This window comes from Pseudoalteromonas sp. bablab_jr011, assembly GCF_016464045.1.
In the GTDB taxonomy this organism is placed as follows: Bacteria; Pseudomonadota; Gammaproteobacteria; order Enterobacterales; family Alteromonadaceae; genus Pseudoalteromonas; species Pseudoalteromonas lipolytica.
The window spans coordinates 21,438-37,579 of record NZ_JACDWU010000041.1 but is presented as its reverse complement, the minus strand read 5'-3'; the positions used below and the strand labels follow the sequence as shown (position 1 = coordinate 37,579).

General features: G+C 41.0%; 17 protein-coding genes. 10 read left to right on the top strand and 7 right to left on the bottom strand.

Annotated elements, in window-relative coordinates:
• Positions 1–40 precede the first annotated feature (40 nt).
• The 3 genes from JIG41_RS01315 to JIG41_RS01305 form a co-directional block, all read right to left on the bottom strand.
• Entirely contained in the window at positions 41–613 is a 573-nt protein-coding gene (locus JIG41_RS01315) for an outer membrane beta-barrel protein (RefSeq protein WP_036968298.1), read from the bottom strand.
• A 207-nt stretch (positions 614–820) separates the two neighbouring features.
• Positions 821–1,285 (bottom strand): acyl-CoA thioesterase, encoded by a 465-nt coding sequence (locus tag JIG41_RS01310; RefSeq protein ID WP_036968300.1) that lies wholly within the window; start codon positions 1,283–1,285, stop codon positions 821–823.
• 367 nt (positions 1,286–1,652) lie between these two features.
• Positions 1,653–3,299 (bottom strand): electron transfer flavoprotein-ubiquinone oxidoreductase, encoded by a 1,647-nt coding sequence (locus JIG41_RS01305; RefSeq protein ID WP_036968302.1) that lies wholly within the window; start codon positions 3,297–3,299, stop codon positions 1,653–1,655.
• 194 nt (positions 3,300–3,493) lie between these two features.
• On the opposite strand from JIG41_RS01305, the gene JIG41_RS01300 reads away from it, so the two are divergent.
• Both JIG41_RS01300 and JIG41_RS01295 read left to right on the top strand, forming a co-directional pair.
• On the top strand, positions 3,494–4,243 hold the full coding sequence (locus JIG41_RS01300) for an electron transfer flavoprotein subunit beta/FixA family protein (RefSeq protein ID WP_036968304.1): 750 nt from the start codon (positions 3,494–3,496) through the stop codon (positions 4,241–4,243).
• Positions 4,244–5,170, top strand: a complete 927-nt coding sequence (locus JIG41_RS01295) for an FAD-binding protein (protein ID WP_182396384.1) — start codon at positions 4,244–4,246, stop codon at positions 5,168–5,170.
• Between the two features lie 318 nt (positions 5,171–5,488).
• Here JIG41_RS01295 and JIG41_RS01290 read toward each other — a convergent pair whose 3' ends face one another.
• Both JIG41_RS01290 and asnS read right to left on the bottom strand, forming a co-directional pair.
• Positions 5,489–6,418, bottom strand: a complete 930-nt coding sequence (locus JIG41_RS01290; protein WP_065979950.1) for a PstS family phosphate ABC transporter substrate-binding protein — start codon at positions 6,416–6,418, stop codon at positions 5,489–5,491.
• A gap of 160 nt (positions 6,419–6,578) precedes the next feature.
• Positions 6,579–7,976, bottom strand: a complete 1,398-nt coding sequence (gene asnS / locus JIG41_RS01285) for an asparagine--tRNA ligase (RefSeq protein ID WP_036968310.1) — start codon at positions 7,974–7,976, stop codon at positions 6,579–6,581.
• Positions 7,977–8,248: 272 nt separating this feature from the next.
• On the opposite strand from asnS, the gene JIG41_RS01280 reads away from it, so the two are divergent.
• Positions 8,249–8,683 (top strand): ATP-binding protein, encoded by a 435-nt coding sequence (locus JIG41_RS01280; protein ID WP_036968312.1) that lies wholly within the window; start codon positions 8,249–8,251, stop codon positions 8,681–8,683.
• A 28-nt stretch (positions 8,684–8,711) separates the two neighbouring features.
• On the opposite strand, the gene bioA is transcribed toward JIG41_RS01280, so the two are convergent.
• Entirely contained in the window at positions 8,712–10,004 is a 1,293-nt protein-coding gene (gene bioA, locus JIG41_RS01275) for an adenosylmethionine--8-amino-7-oxononanoate transaminase (RefSeq protein WP_199524149.1), read from the bottom strand.
• Positions 10,005–10,101: 97 nt separating this feature from the next.
• Between bioA and bioB the strand changes: the two genes are divergently transcribed.
• The 5 genes from bioB (at position 10,102) to htpX (ending at position 14,790) form a co-directional block, all read left to right on the top strand.
• Positions 10,102–11,142 carry a biotin synthase BioB gene (bioB, locus tag JIG41_RS01270; RefSeq protein WP_036968319.1) on the top strand — a complete coding sequence of 347 codons (1,041 nt, stop codon included), beginning with the start codon at positions 10,102–10,104 and terminating at the stop codon, positions 11,140–11,142.
• 7 nt (positions 11,143–11,149) lie between these two features.
• Entirely contained in the window at positions 11,150–12,283 is a 1,134-nt protein-coding gene (locus JIG41_RS01265) for an 8-amino-7-oxononanoate synthase (protein WP_199524148.1), read from the top strand.
• Positions 12,280–13,074, top strand: coding sequence for a methyltransferase domain-containing protein (locus JIG41_RS01260; protein ID WP_199524147.1), 795 nt, complete (start codon positions 12,280–12,282; stop codon positions 13,072–13,074). The genes JIG41_RS01265 and JIG41_RS01260 overlap by 4 nt, the downstream gene beginning before the upstream one ends.
• Positions 13,071–13,754 (top strand): dethiobiotin synthase, encoded by a 684-nt coding sequence (gene bioD, locus JIG41_RS01255; RefSeq protein ID WP_065979947.1) that lies wholly within the window; start codon positions 13,071–13,073, stop codon positions 13,752–13,754. The genes JIG41_RS01260 and bioD overlap by 4 nt, the downstream gene beginning before the upstream one ends.
• A gap of 175 nt (positions 13,755–13,929) precedes the next feature.
• On the top strand, positions 13,930–14,790 hold the full coding sequence (gene htpX / locus JIG41_RS01250; protein ID WP_036968332.1) for a protease HtpX: 861 nt from the start codon (positions 13,930–13,932) through the stop codon (positions 14,788–14,790).
• Between the two features lie 66 nt (positions 14,791–14,856).
• Here the strand turns inward: htpX and JIG41_RS01245 are convergent, their stop codons facing one another.
• Positions 14,857–15,063 carry a hypothetical protein gene (locus JIG41_RS01245; RefSeq protein ID WP_036968335.1) on the bottom strand — a complete coding sequence of 69 codons (207 nt, stop codon included), beginning with the start codon at positions 15,061–15,063 and terminating at the stop codon, positions 14,857–14,859.
• A gap of 80 nt (positions 15,064–15,143) precedes the next feature.
• Here JIG41_RS01245 and JIG41_RS01240 point away from each other — a divergent pair, with 80 nt between their 5' ends.
• Together JIG41_RS01240 and JIG41_RS01235 are read left to right on the top strand one after the other, a co-directional pair.
• A complete protein-coding gene (locus tag JIG41_RS01240; protein WP_065979945.1) occupies positions 15,144–15,623 on the top strand; it encodes a GNAT family N-acetyltransferase in 480 nt (159 codons plus the stop codon).
• Positions 15,624–15,707: 84 nt separating this feature from the next.
• Positions 15,708–16,139, top strand: coding sequence for a DUF3859 domain-containing protein (locus JIG41_RS01235; RefSeq protein WP_199524146.1), 432 nt, complete (start codon positions 15,708–15,710; stop codon positions 16,137–16,139).
• Positions 16,140–16,142: the final 3 nt, after the last annotated feature.

Sequence of the window (16,142 nt, the reverse complement as noted above, 5' to 3'; positions counted from 1 at the left end):
GTCTGGGCTGCCTTTAAACATTTAAACTAAGCGGTCTAAATTAAAACATGTACTGAAAAGAGACCGATGCGACATCCATATCAGGGTCAATATCATCTTCAAGCTCATAACGCTCATACTCAAAACGTACTTGCATATTGGTAGTAAAAGCATACTCAATACCTGCGCCATAAAATACATCGCCGCCATCTGTATCTGCACTAATGCTGCCAAGATCACCTAAATCTTGTTCCACTTCGGCATCCCATTCAAGCCACCCGCCTTTCGCATACACTGAAAAGCTCTCAGTAATGGGGGCAGCAAGCCTCGCTGCGAGGGAAATACCATCAAGCTCTACTTTTGAATCAATGTCACTTGCTTCATCAAAGTTTTGATAGGCAAGCTCTAAGCTTAAGTACTTATTGAACTGTGTCCCTATGTAGCCTTTAAGCATTTGTGAATCATCATCGAAATCGGTGTCGTTTTCACTGTCTTCAAATTGGAAAGAGTATTGACCATAACCAATACCAGTATAAATACGAGGAGAATCCATTTCGGAAGTATCTGCATGGGCAGCATTATTAAAACCAAGTAGTGCTAAAGAAAGTGCAGAAATTGAAATTACTTTAATCATTTAATAGCTCCTTTAAAAAATAAATAAACGATGTATTCATATCGCTCGTAGGAACTATTGCACTGAATATGCCAATATATTTTATACGCTTAAAGTATTGGTTTTAACACTGTTTTAGGCTTTTTTTGCGCATTATGATTAATCAGTGATCAGCTGTTCAGTTTCATATGCGCAACAATTTCAATCAGCTATGTAGAAGTTACTTAACTACGCTTTTTGCAGTAATGTTTCTGTTTCAATGGCAATCTCTTTCATTTTAATTGCGTAGTTTTCGATTTTCTTTTCTTCATCAGTTTCAGCTGTGTAGGTCGGTACCGCGATAGGGTAACCCGCTTCATCCATTGCTATGAAACTAATAACACAGTGATTTGTTTCGACTAAGTTTTGTGTTTTAGGGTCGCCGCAACGCACTTGAATAAAAATTTGCATACTTGTTTTACCGGTATGCGCAATACTCGCTTTAACTTCAACAATTTGTCCGACAAGAATAGGGCGCTGGAATTTAACACCAGCAACAGACACGGTGACACAGTAGTGACCGCTCCAACCCGCTGCACAGGCATAGCCTGCTTGGTCTATCCATTTCATTACAACACCTCCGTGTACTTTACCTCCAAAGTTCACATCAGTAGGCTCAGCTAAAAAACGAAAAGTTACACTTGATGACGGCATATATCACTCACTATAAATTTAAACACGACTAAGGGTTTGCTTACCTTTCAAGGTTAAATTTGCAGCAGTCTGTGTGCGATTCAGTCAAGGCAGCGGCTATAGCGTGTGGTTATCCCCATGAATAGCCGATAACGCAGCATCAAAACCAAACAGGCGCTCCCCTTTGAGTTATGCTTAGGGGCGCTTTACTCTTTGTTGCTCGGTTTTTACTTAGCTCACTAGGTTACAAACCACGCGCCGTGATTTAAGCGTCCCAAGTTTGAACAAATCTTAATCTGCAAAGGTAAACAGATCTTAAGCATAGACTAAAAAAGGGGCCGAAGCCCCTGCAATTTAGGATAAATAGTAATTAAATGAGTAACGTGCGTTACATATTAGGGTAGTTTGGTCCACCCGCACCTTCAGGCGTGACCCAGCAAATGTTTTGACTTGGATCTTTAATATCGCAGGTTTTACAATGCACGCAGTTTTGTGAATTGATCACAAACTCTTTTTGGCCTTCGATTTCTTGAACTTCATAAACCCCTGCAGGACAATAACGTTGTGCTGGTTCGTCAAACTTCACTAAATTTACGTTAATTGGAATGCTGTTGTCTTTGAGCTTTAAGTGACAAGGCTGAGATTCTTCATGGTTCGTATTTGATAAAAACACCGACGATAATTTATCGAAGCTCAGTTTGCCATCGGGTTTGGGATAACTAATCTTTTCGGCTCTGCTTGCATCAACAAGTGTTGCATAGTCAGGTGTATTGTCTTCAAACTTGAAGGGAAGTTTCCCTGCAAAGATATTTTGGTCAAGTGTGTTGTATGCGCCACCCAAAAATTTACCTAACTTGTGCATAACAGGGCCAAAGTTGCGTGATTGATACAGCTCTTTATAGGCCCAACTTTGCTCAAATGCGGTTGCATATTCAGCCAAATCGCTATTTTCTTTGCCTTGAGCAAGCGCCTCAACAATCACATCGGCAGCGACCATGCCTGATTTCATAGCCGTGTGATTACCTTTAATTTTAGCAAAATTCAGTGTGCCGGCATCACACCCGACAATTAAGCCACCAGGAAAATGCATTTTTGGTAAAGAGTGCAGGCCGCCTTTTGCTATCGCACGAGCGCCATACGCAATACGTTCACCGCCCTCTAATACGTCTTTAAAGATTGGGTGATGTTTCATGCGTTGAAATTCATCAAACGGACTCAGGTGCGGGTTTGAGTAATTAAGGTCGACAATTAAACCAACCACAACTTGGTTGTTCTCGCTGTGATACATAAACGCACCACCGCTTGTATCACCCGTTAGTGGCCAACCAGTACCATGAACCACAGTACCTTGTTTATGTTTGCTTTCGTCAACGTGCCAAATTTCTTTAAAGCCTAAGCCGTAGTGCTGGGGTGATGCATCTTTATCAAGGGCAAAATGATTAATAAGCTCTTTGCCTAAATGACCACGGCAACCTTCAGCAAATACTGTGTATTTTGCTCTTAATTCCATGCCCGGCATATAGCCGTCTTTTTCATTACCGTCTTTATCAAGACCCATATCGCCGGTAATAATCCCTTTCACGGTGTCATCTTCGATAATTAACGAGTGCGCACTAAATCCGGGGAAAATTTCTACCCCTAGATTTTCTGCTTGTTCAGCTAAAAATCGACATACATTGCCCATCGAAACAATATAGTTGCCATCATTGTGGAACGTTTTCGGGCTCGCAAAGTGGGGGATGCTGGTGGCTTTTTCACTGTTATTAAACCAGTAAATGTCATCCTGAGTCACTTTTGTTGAAACAGGCGCTCCTAATGATTGCCAATCTGGGAGTAGCTCATCAAGTGCGCGTGTCTCGAATACCGCACCCGATAAAATATGCGCGCCCACCTCAGAGCCTTTCTCTACCACACAGATCATTAATTCTTGTTGTTTTTCTTGTGCTTGTTGTGCCAATCGAATAGCTGTTGATAAACCCGCTGGGCCTGCGCCTACGATAACAACATCAAATTCCATGGTTTCGCGTTCGACCATATAAACCTCTTATCAGTGACGGACCTGCATTAAAAGAACCGTATTTCATACTTGCAAATGAAACGTTACAGGCTGTGAATACTTTAAGGTTATTTTAGGTTGACGTTTACGTCAACAGGAAGTAGTCTGAAATCATAAAATAAATAAGTTGACGTAGACGTCAGCTTTAAGAACACACAATTGATGGAGTCACGATGAAAATCCTCGTTCCAATTAAAAGAGTAATTGACTATAACGTCAAAGCACGCGTTAAAGCAGATAAATCGGATGTTGATTTAGCTAATGTAAAAATGGCGATGAACCCGTTTTGTGAAATTGCAATTGAAGAAGCTATTCGTTTGAAAGAAGCAGGCACGGCAACAGAAGTTGTGGCTGTAACTATTGGTAATAAATCATCTCAAGAGCAATTACGTACAGCATTAGCACTGGGTGCAGATAAAGCGATTCATATCGAAACTGAAGAAAAACTAGAGTCGCTACACGTAGCGAAGCTATTAAGTAAGATTGTTGAGCAAGAGTCACCCGAGCTGGTTATTTTAGGCAAACAATCGATTGATTCAGACAATAATCAAACAGGTCAAATGCTCGCTGCTTTAACAGGACGTGGCCAAGGTACTTTTGCCTCTAAAGTTGATGTGCAATCAGGTACTGTGAATGTTACGCGTGAAGTAGATGGTGGTTTACAAACTGTCGCGCTTAAATTACCTGCCATTGTAACGACAGATTTACGCCTAAACGAGCCGCGTTATGCATCGTTGCCAAATATTATGAAAGCAAAGCGTAAGCCGTTAGAGGTCATTGCTGCAGATAGCTTAGGTGTTGACCTTGCTCCGCGCATTCAGCTTGTTGAAGTTAATGAACCTGAAAAACGTTCAGCCGGTATTATCGTTGAAGATGTGGCGACGTTGGTTGAAAAGTTAAAAACAGAAGCGAAGGTGATCTAAATGAAAACATTAGTGATAGCTGAACACGACAACGGTGTTCTAAAGCCTGAAACACATAAAACAATGACCGCTGCTGTTAAATTAGGTTTTGACGTTGATTTATTATTAGCTGGTGAAAATCTAGCGGCTATGAGCGAAAAGGCAGCGTCGATCGCCGGTGTTAGCAATGTACTAGTCGCTGACGATACAGCATACGCTCACCAATTAGCTGAGAATGTGGCTGATCTTGTTTTATCTCTTAGTGACAATTATTCACACATTGTTGCAAGTGCTACGACAACGGGCAAAAACTTTATGCCACGTGTTGCGGCCTTACTAGATGTTGCGCAAATCTCAGAAATTATTGATGTGATTGATGCTGACACGTTCAAGCGTCCAATTTATGCGGGTAATGCAATTGCAACCGTTAAATCACTCGATACTAAAAAAGTAATCACTGTACGTGCAAGCAGCTTTGATGTGGCCGCTGAACAAGCCCCTGTTTCTGTCTCAGCGATTGATAGTAAAGGGTCTGTAGGCTTAAGCGAGTTTGTATCACAAGAACAAACTGAATCAGAGCGTCCTGAGCTCACGGCAGCACCGGTGGTTATTTCGGGTGGCCGAGGTATGCAAAATGGTGAAAATTTCGCGTTATTAAACGGTATCGCTGACAAACTAGGTGCGGCAATTGGCGCGTCTCGTGCTGCAGTTGACGCGGGCTTTGTGCCAAATGATATGCAAGTAGGTCAAACGGGTAAAATTGTTGCCCCTGATTTATACATTGCAGTAGGTATCAGTGGGGCCATTCAGCATTTGGCGGGTATGAAAGACTCAAAAGTCATTGTTGCAATAAATAAAGACCCTGACGCACCTATTTTCCAAGTGGCTGATTATGGTTTAGTTGCTGACTTATTTGATGTATTACCCGAGCTTGAAAACGCACTGTAATACATAACGATTCTGGTTGTTAAAAGCTGTTCACCTTCTAGGTGCGCAGCTTTTTTTATACTCGTTTCTGTCTGAATACGAGTAAGGGCGTTATAAATGTAACTAACGCGCGACTTTTCTTTATCGAAAATCGGCATGTTACATAAACTTGCTTTGGGACTTTATTTGCTCTGATTAGCTTTACCGGCTTTAACTGTTCCTTAGTACGGTTTAGACGAACTTTTACTGAGCTCAATAGACTGTTTTATTCGCCTACAAGTTTATGCGCCTTCAAGTTGTTTTTTAGACATAAGAGGTCTTCTATTGGTTACACCTCTATTAATTCACTGCTAAATACCCTTGGTTGCTCATTTTGGCTTGGACTTGTGGAGACTTTAAGAGCATTACTAGCTTTTCGCCAATCAGCTTAGAGCGGGGCGATTGGGTATTAACTATCAGAATTAACGGTCTTACAAATTCATAATCACCATTTTCTATCGTTTCTTTGGAAGGTTTAACGTTATTAATTGATAACAGTGTTACTTTATTAATGCGTCTATCGTCTTCGAGTTTACTTATCGCACCGTAAGAGTCGTAGGCAATCGCGTTTGGAATCCGTTGAACAATGCCCAGCGCTTGGTTGAAATGGTCATATAGGCTCACTCGCTGGTTAGAAAACAAGCCTCTGTTGCCTGCATTTTTTAGTCTTATGTAGTTTGTATCGGGGTCTTTAATGTAATCAAGTTCGAGAAACTCTAAAAACACATCAAAACTGCCGTGATGAGTCCCTTTACTAAAAAGTAGGATCTCATCATTTTTGTTACTTAATTTTGGTGTTTTTGATGACAGGCTAGACCACGTGTTTATTTTACCTTGGTAGATGCTTCTAAGCTCATTACTGGTCAGGTTGTCGATATTCAATGAACTATTGATGAAAAAAGCAAGCGCATCTTGTGCAATCACAATTTGCTTTAAATAAGGCCACTTCTCTTGTTCAATCTTTGTCAGGTATCGTGAACTGCTGCCAATATCAATCACATTGTCGGCAATGGCTTTTATGCCTTTATCACTGCCCATGGGTCTAATTTGTATTGAGTTGCCAAAGCCATTGTGTAACTCGTCCTTAATTTCTACAAGCAGCTCTGTAACGGTCGTTGATCCTGCGATTAAAATCGGTTTCGCATTAATGGGTTCTTCAAGGGCAACCAAGCGGGGCGATAAGGTAAAAATAGCGGTGAGGGTTAATATCTTAAGAGAGTGTATGAGCATGTCTGATAATAGCTCCTTTATAAATCACTAACGTTGACTATAGAGTATAGATTGGCTTTTGTAATTATTATGCTGGTGATTTAATTGAGAAGGCTGCGTATTTACAGGTATAAAAAAACCAGCCAATTGGCTGGTTTTTAACACTAACATTTAAGCTTGCTTAGTAAGTCGCGCTGCCTTTAGTACGTGGGAATGCAATAACGTCACGTACGTTACCCATACCCGTTACATAAGCGACTAAACGCTCAAAGCCTAGGCCAAAACCAGAATGTGGTACTGTGCCGTATTTACGTAGGTCACGATACCAGCTGTAGTCTTCTTTATCTAAGCCCATTTCTTCTAAGCGTTGGTCAAGTACGTCTAAACGTTCTTCACGCTGTGAACCACCAATGATTTCGCCGATACCAGGCGCAACAACATCCATTGCTGCTACTGTTTTGCCATCTTCGTTTTGACGCATGTAGAAGGCTTTAATATCGCGTGGGTAGTTTTTAATAACAACAGGCGCATTAAAATGTTCTTCTGCTAAGTAACGCTCGTGCTCAGATTGTAAATCTACACCCCACTCAACAGGGAATTCAAACTGTTTACCACAGGCTTTTAAAATTTCGATAGCGTCAGTGTAATCAACTTGTGCAAAGTCTTTGGTTACAAACTCTTCTAAACGTGAAATGGCCGTTTTCTCAACACGTTGTGCGAAAAACTCCATGTCGTCACGGCGCTCAGTTAATACGGCATTAAAGACATACTTAAGCATATTTTCAGCAAGTTTTGCGATGTCTTCTAAATCAGCAAATGCAACTTCAGGTTCTACCATCCAAAATTCGGCTAAGTGACGCGATGTGTTTGAGTTCTCAGCACGGAAAGTCGGGCCAAAGGTATAGATTTTAGACATAGCAGACGCATACGTCTCACCGTTCAACTGACCAGATACAGTTAAGAATGCTTCTTTACCAAAGAAGTCTTCACTGTAATCGATATCGCCTTTATCTGTGCGTGGTAGATTTTGCATATCAAGTGTTGATACACGGAACATTTCACCGGCACCTTCACAGTCACTTGCTGTAATGATAGGCGTACTGATCCAGTAAAAACCTTGCTCATGATAAAAACGGTGAATAGCTTGTGCTAAACAGTTACGAACACGTGTTACTGCACCCATAATGTTAGTGCGTGGGCGTAGGTGCGCATGCTCGCGAAGGTATTCAATACTATGACGTTTAGCTGACATAGGGTAGGTGTCTGGGTTTTCTACCCAGCCTAATACTTCAACCGTGTTTGCTTGAATTTCAAACGACTGACCTTGGCCAGCAGATTGCACAAGCACCCCTGTTACAGAAACAGAACAACCCGCCGTTAAACGTGTAACTTCATCATAATTATTAAGTGAATTAGGTACTACCGCTTGAATAGGATCAAAACACGAACCGTCATGAACGGCTAAAAATGAAATTCCTGCTTTTGAATCGCGGCGTGTACGGATCCAGCCTTTTACTGTTACTTGGCTGTCTACCGCAACCTTGCCTTTTAATAGCTCTGAAATCGCTAAATGGCTCATCTTCACTCCAATGATATAAGTTGCCTAATATTATAATGCTGTGCATTGCACTTGAATCGACTATCTTACCTTCGTAAATCAAATAAAAAAACTATTCCGGCACACTCTTTAGCAGTTTTTCTTCAATTGGATAAAATAGCATCAATATTTTGCGTTAAAATGACGATTATTTAAATTCTCGCTGCGCTAATTGGTTATTTTGTGGCATTATTATCAATCCTAAACAAGAAATCGTTTCTTATTGTTTTTAACTTATTTGTATTACAGGTGCTATGAAACAAGTTTTTATTCTTCGCGGCTTACCCGGCTCAGGTAAATCATATTATGCGCAAAGCCTTGCCGATGAATTGGTGGCTGGTAATGAAAGTGATTATGTTGTGTGCGCAACCGATGATTATTTTTATAACAGCGAAGGTGTCTATCAATTCGATAAATTTAAGCTCCCTGAATATCATAATTTAAACTTAGCGCGATTTATTAATGCCTTAGCTGAAGAAATCCCCTTGGTGATTGTAGATAACACCAATATAAAAAAATGGGAGTTTATTGCCTATGCACAAGCTGCTACGGCGTTAGGTTATCAGGTTAAAGAAGTGATTGTAGGTGAAATCAAAGACAAGTCACTTCAGCATTTATATGCTAAACGCTGTGAGCACAAAGTGCCGCTAAGAATGATAAGCAAAATGGCTTATATGTTTGAATGGTAAAAGGAAGCATACGCTTCCTTTTTTGTGTCTAGAACATGTTTTCGCTAATGGCGTCATCAATCGCGCCACACAATTTTTCTAAGCAAGTTTCGCTGCTAATGTACGGTGGCATTAAGTAAATAAGTTTTCCAAATGGGCGGATCCAAACCCCTTTTTCTACAAAAAACTGTTGTATTTTAGCCACATCAACACGGCGGTTTAGCTCTACCACACCAATTGCACCAAGTGTCCGTACATCCACCACATTGGCATGTTGCTTACACTTGCTTAGCTGCTCAGTAAGCACCTCATTAATATGCACAATTTGCTCTTGCCAAGGCTGCTCTAGTAATAAATCAATACTTGCACAGGCTGTCTCACAGGCCAGCGGATTCCCCATGAATGTGGGGCCATGCATAAGTACACCGGCTTCGCCTTCACTTATGCCAACGGCCACCTTTGATGTCGTTAATGTGGCTGATAACGTCATCATCCCTCCGGTGAGTGCTTTACCAATACACATGATATCGGGCTCAATGTCGGCATGTTCAACGGCAAAAAGTTTGCCAGTACGGCCAAACCCAGTGGCAATTTCATCACATATAAGCAGTACATTGTACTTATCGCAAAGTGCTCTTATATGGCGAAGATACTCAGGGTGGTAAAAGTTCATCCCCCCTGCGTTTTGTACTATAGGTTCAATTATAAAAGCGGCGACGTCTTGATGATGCTCTTTAAAGTAAACCTCGAGTGTTTCTGCTTCATGTACATCAAAGGTTTCATTAAAGCGGGAGACGGGGGCAGGTACAAACACATGCTCAGGGAGAAACCCAGAGTACATACTGTGCATAGAGTTAACCGGATCGCATACGCTCATTGCCGCGAAGGTATCACCATGATACCCCTTAAGCGGGGTCATTAATTTTTGTTTGGTTTTAATACCTTGGCTTAACCAATACTGCAATGCCATTTTGATAGCCACTTCGACACTTACAGAGCCGCTGTCTGCTAAAAACACTTTAGCTAATGTTGATGGTGTGATCTCAACGAGCTTTTTGGCAAGTTCAACAGCAGGTTTATGGGTTAAACCACCAAACATAACATGGCTCATTTTACCTAACTGTTTGGTAATGGCTTCGTTTAGTACAGGATGGCAATAACCGTGAATCGCACTCCACCACGATGCCATACCGTCAATGAGTGCTTCGCCTGTTTCTAAAAAAATGCGGTTCGCTTTTGCATGGCTTACAGGGTAAACGGGAAGCGGGGTGGTCATGGACGTATAAGGGTGCCAAATATGTTCACGATCAAAATCTAAATCAATTGTTTGTTTATTGTGCATATGTAAACTTTGCTCTACTTGGATTCGTTGACAATGTTACGTCAAGACGTAGACTAAGCCAATCAGACCGTCTTAATAAATTTAAAAAGAGAAGATTATGGAGCACGCAATTGTCCGTCACGATTGGACCCACCAACAAGTAAAAGCATTATTTGATATGCCATTTAACGATTTACTGTTTAAAGCGGCCAGTGTTCACCGCGAAAATTTCAATCCTAATGAAGTTCAAATTTCAACGCTACTTTCTATTAAAACGGGTGCATGCCCAGAAGACTGTAAATACTGCCCACAATCAGGACATTATAAAACAGATCTTGAGCGTGAGCGCCTTATGGAAGTAGAAAAAGTTGTTGAGCAAGCGCGTGCTGCAAAAGAAAAAGGGGCTACGCGTTTTTGTATGGGAGCTGCGTGGTCAGATCCTAAAGATCGTGACATGCCTTACATCGAAAAAATGGTGCAAGAAGTAAAAGAATTAGGCCTTGAAACATGTATGACTTTAGGCATGCTCGATAATCAAAAAGCGCACGCCTTAAAAGAAGCAGGACTTGATTATTACAATCATAACCTAGACACCTCACCAGAATATTACCAACAGATTATTACCACCCGTACTTATCAAGACCGCTTAAATACAATAGACAACGTGCGCGATGCAGGGATGAAAGTATGTTCTGGCGGTATTGTTGGCATGGGTGAACAAGCCGCAGACCGTTATGGTTTATTGATGCAACTTGCAAACTTAGATCAGCAACCAGAGAGTGTGCCTATCAATATGCTGGTAAAAGTAAAAGGCACGCCACTGGAAGATGTCGATGACCTTGATCATTTTGAATTTATTCGCACCATCGCTGTGGCACGTATTATGATGCCAAAAAGTTATGTACGTTTATCGGCAGGGCGTACTGCGATGAACGAGCAAATGCAATCGATGTGTTTCTTTGCGGGCGCTAATTCTATTTTTTATGGTGATAAGCTACTCACAACAGAAAACCCAGAAGCGGATGCCGATATGATGCTGATTAAAAAGCTGGGTATGAACCCTGAAAAACGTGAAGATTATTCAGATGAAGCCGTCGCGGCGTCACTTTCTTCAAAAGTGGCCGACAAAGCAACATCAGAACTATTTTACGAAGCTTAAACACGTTATGCCTTTTGAATTTATTGCACAGCATCTTCAAGCGCGTAAAGAAGATGCTTTACTTAGGCAGCGCCAACTGGTCGAAGAGTCAAACGGACGCTTTATTCGTATTGCAGGAAAACAGTACTTAAATTTTGCCAGCAATGATTATTTAGGCTTCGCTGATGAACTCGTTACAGTGAGTGAGCTGCCACTAGGCAGTCACAGTTCAGCATTAGTAAATGGCTATAATAAACCGCAACAGGCTCTTGAGCAGCGCCTATGTGAGTTACTCGGTTATGAAAGAGCCATGCTTTTCAACAGTGGCTTTAGTGCAAATAGCAGTGTGTTAAAAGCCTTGTTTCACGATAAAGCTGTGGCGCAATCTGCCGCAATTTTTCAAGATAAACTCAATCATGCTAGTTTGATTGATGGCGGTCTCCATTCTCAAGCGGCGATGGTGCGGTTTAATCATAATGATTTAAAGCACTTAGAGTCGCGCTTACAAAAATCGAAAGCTAAACATAAACTCATTGTGAGTGAAGGCGTGTTTTCGATGGATGGTGATAAAGCTCCTGTTGCACAGTTGTGCGAACTTGCGCATAACTATAATGCCTGGCTAATGATTGATGACGCCCACGGGTTTGGTGTGTTAGGTAAGCACGGGCTTGGTAGCTGTGAAGTGCACAAACCCGATTTATTGATCATTACATTTGGTAAAGCCCTCGCTAGCAGTGGTGCATGCTTGCTGGCGAGTAAATCGGTTATTGATTACATGCTGCAATTTAACCGTGATTATATCTATTCAACAGCCATGTCGCCTGTGATGGCAAGTAGTACGCGTGTACAACTAGAAAAAATACTGGCCGCTGATAATAAACGTATGCAGCTTTTTAAAAATATTGCGTATTTTAAAACATTAGCAAAAGCGAAAAACTTAGCGCTTATGGATTCAGATACAGCAATACAACCATTGGTACTCGGTGATGCCGCACAAACGGTTGATGTGGCGAATAAGCTAAAACAGTGTGGAATTTGGTTAACAGCCATTCGTCCACCAACCGTACCTTTTAATACATCGCGATTAAGAGTCACACTTAGCAGTGCCCATCAGCTCGATGATATAAACACGTTGGTAGATACGTTAGTGGAGTGCTTATGAGCCAATTAGCACACAATACTGCTCACGTCGCAAAAGATCACAAGCTGTCCACAGCGAGTCAGTTTTCGAAAGCGGCAGCGCATTACAACAGCCATGCTAACGTTCAAAAGCAAGCAGCAGCGCATTTAATCAAACTGCTTGCGAATAAAAATCAACAGGGCGTTTGCCTCGATTTAGGTGCAGGACCGCTGGTTAATACAGCCCTATTGCAACAATATTTTGCAACGGTAGTGGCGATGGACTTAAGCCACGCCATGTTAAACACCGATAAAAGTCGTGAATATTTAAAGCTGTGTGCCGATATGGATAATTTGCCACTGCAAAAAAACAGTGTTGATTGCGTATTCAGTAATTTTGCCGTGCAATGGTCGGCAGATTTACCCTTGCTTTTTAAACAGCTGTTTGCAGTGCTTAAAGATAATGGTCGGGTGTATTTAAGTTGTGTTATTGCAGGCTCATTACACGAAATTAAACAGGCTTTTTCCTGTTTAGATGACCAGTCTCGTATTAATCAATTTCACTCATCCGACAATGTCACACAGTATGCGAAGGCTGCTGGATTTAAGGTGAATTTTGCAGTAGATACCTGTTATACCGATGCTTATAAAAGCCCACTTGAGGCAATACGTTCAATTAAGGCCATTGGCGCTACGTCATTACACAGTAATAAAAAGCGTCAGGGTCTTTTAACAAAGCAAGCATTGAATAACGTGTGCAAGGCATATCCTCTGGTTGATGGGCATGCTAGAGTGAGTTATCACGTCGTACTTTTAGAATTAGAAAAACAATGAAAGAATTTTTTATCACTGGCACGGACACCGATGCCGGTAAAACCCATGTCACCAGTTTATTATTAAAGCTGCTAGCACAACATAAACAACGAGCGGTTGGTTACAAACCCATTGCAGCAGGGGCTGAGATGGCTTTTGGTGAATTGGTCAATGAAGATGCGCTAACCTTAATGGAAAGCTCGTCTGTTGGTGCTAAGTACACAATTGTGAATCCGTTTACTTATGAGCCACCAATTGCTCCGCACATTGCCGCAGCGAAAGTTGGCGATAGACTCACCTTTGAGAAACTAGATAGCGCGTATGAGAATGTGAAAGCACTCAATACTGATTATATTCTGACAGAAGGGGCCGGTGGTTGGTGCTTACCCATTAACGAAACTGACTTGTTATCTGATTGGGTTAAACAGCAAAACCTTAATGTTATTTTGGTTGTAGGCATGAAACTGGGTTGTTTAAATCATGCTTTATTGACTGCCGCTCATTTTAAAGCATCGGGCGTAAACTGTGTAGGGTGGATAGCAAATCATGTTGACCCCACCATGCAAGAACAAGAGGCTAATTTACAGACCCTTAAAAATACTTTACCGTTTCCGCTATTAGGTATTACCCCCTACACAGAAAAAACCCCTAAATTAAATATTTATAAAACCTTACTTGAAATTTTATCCATTCACCCATAATAATTGAGTTGTTACTTTTGACATACTCTGTCACAATTGGTTGCAATTAGTTCCTTGTAACCAATTGCTTTAAAACTAAACTAAAGGTAGTAACAAGCTCAGTTAATTTTATTAACTAACGGTTTTTAATCATGCCGTTAGTTAATACAATTGGTATGTTTATTCTGAGGTTTTTATGAAGCGTGTATTCTTGTTTCTACTGACTAACTTAGCGGTCATGCTAGTGTTAGGCATTGTGTTGTCTATTGTGATGAGTGTACTGGGTATTAGTCATCGCAGTTTAGGCGGCATTCTAGTCATTTCGACCGTATTTGGTTTTGGTGGCTCATTTATTTCGTTATTTATGTCGAAATGGATGGCTAAAAAGTCAACGGGCGCTCATGTTATTGAACAGCCTCGTTCAGAAACTGAACAATGGCTTGTTTCAACTGTGGCTGCACAGGCTAAAAAAGCAGGCATTGCAATGCCTGAAGTGGCCATTTACGACAGCCCTGAAATGAACGCATTTGCAACCGGGCCTAGTAAAAACAACTCGTTAGTTGCTGTGAGTACAGGTTTATTACACAACATGAATCAAGACCAAGCGGAAGCTGTTTTGGCGCATGAAGTATCGCATATTGCTAATGGTGACATGGTCACGCTTACGCTTATTCAAGGCGTGGTGAATACCTTTGTTATCTTTATGGCAAAAGTATTGGCTGGTATTGTTGATAACTTTATCAATAGCGATGAAGAAGAAGGTGGCAGTAGCTGGACTTACTTCTTGTTTGATATGATTTTCCAAATGTTATTTGGTGTATTAGCGAGTGTGATTGTGGCCTACTATAGCCGTAAACGTGAGTTTTCGGCGGATGCAGGCGCTGCAAAACTTGTTGGCGCAGATAAAATGCGCAGCGCACTTGAGCGTTTAAAGCAAAACCACCCATCGCAACTAGAAGGTTCAATGATGGCATTTGGTATTGCAAGCGGTAAAGGTGTCGCTGAGTTATTCTCATCTCACCCGCCACTTGATGAGCGTATTAACGCCTTACGTTAAATAAACTGATAACGTGAGTTGCTAATTAACACATTAAAAAGCCAGCTTATTGCTGGCTTTTTGTTTTTATTCACTTTGACTTTTTTCTCTTTCGAGTTGCTGTGGTAGTAATACTTCAACGATTTCTCTGGCTGGCAGTGTGTATCTCACACCGTCAAACATGACCGATGTGTGCTCATCAATACTCGTGATGCCTGTTAAGGTCCAGCCTTCGCCTCGTTCTTTGCAATAAACAGTGGTGGTTGGTTGAATTACTTTAAATTCTTCACTCATCGTACTAAACCTAATTGCTTGTAATTGCGCTTATAGTAAGACAATAATGCCTGCTCATAAAGTAAAAAGAAGAAATAGACGTGTCTTGTGATGACAACTATGCCTACGATTTAAGGCCCATACGCCATAAAGATTGCCAAGCAATATGGGAGATTTTAAAAGATCCTCAAGTGCAGTCATTTAATGACTATAAAAGTGATTTAACAAAAGGTGACGTATACGATTTTATTCAAGGTGATATCGAAGGTTTTTATAACCAGCAAGGTATACGTTTAGTGATTGTTTTACGAAGCAATGGCTTAGTAATAGGCAGTATTGGGCTATTTAACATAATAGATGGACAGGGTGTGTTAGGCTTTGAACTCGCATCTCACTACTTTGGTAAGGGGATAATGCAAAAAGTGCTGTTAGAGTTTTTTCAAAAACTAAATGTGTTTATAACAACCCCTGTCGATAAAGTGCATGCAATTGTTCAACCCGAGAATACAGCTTGCATAAAGCTGCTTGCAAAATGTGGTTTTGAACTTAGCAATGAGTTATGGACAAAACACATCACTTAAAGGTGTTATTATAGTACAAGCTTGTTATGGCAAAATGGCTACTATAAAATGAGCGCCTGTTTAATGAGAGGACCTTAAGTCGGTATGGCCAAAACTAAACCTGTTTCGACTATTGAAAGTTATGGCATCTACAGTCATTGGGATGCAAAAGAAAAAGACCTACCACAAATCACTGAATTTACCACGGATGTACCAGCCGAATTAGATATCGAATTTGGCTTTATTGTTAATATTAAAAAAGCAAAAGGCCAAAAAATTAAGTTCTGTGTGTATCATCCAAATATTCCCGATGATGACGGTGAAATAATGCCGCCATTTGAAGGTGAAGAGTATGTAAAAACAAACGACTGGCAGTTTTACTTAGGCGATACTATCTGGGTGCCTGTTGATAATAAAGTGGGTATTTGGCGCATGACTATTGAGCTAAATGGCCATATAATTGCTGATAAATCGTTTAACTTACTGAAACCAAGCGAAGGCTCAGCCAACGATTTTTGGAAGCATCGCGGCTATTAAAAA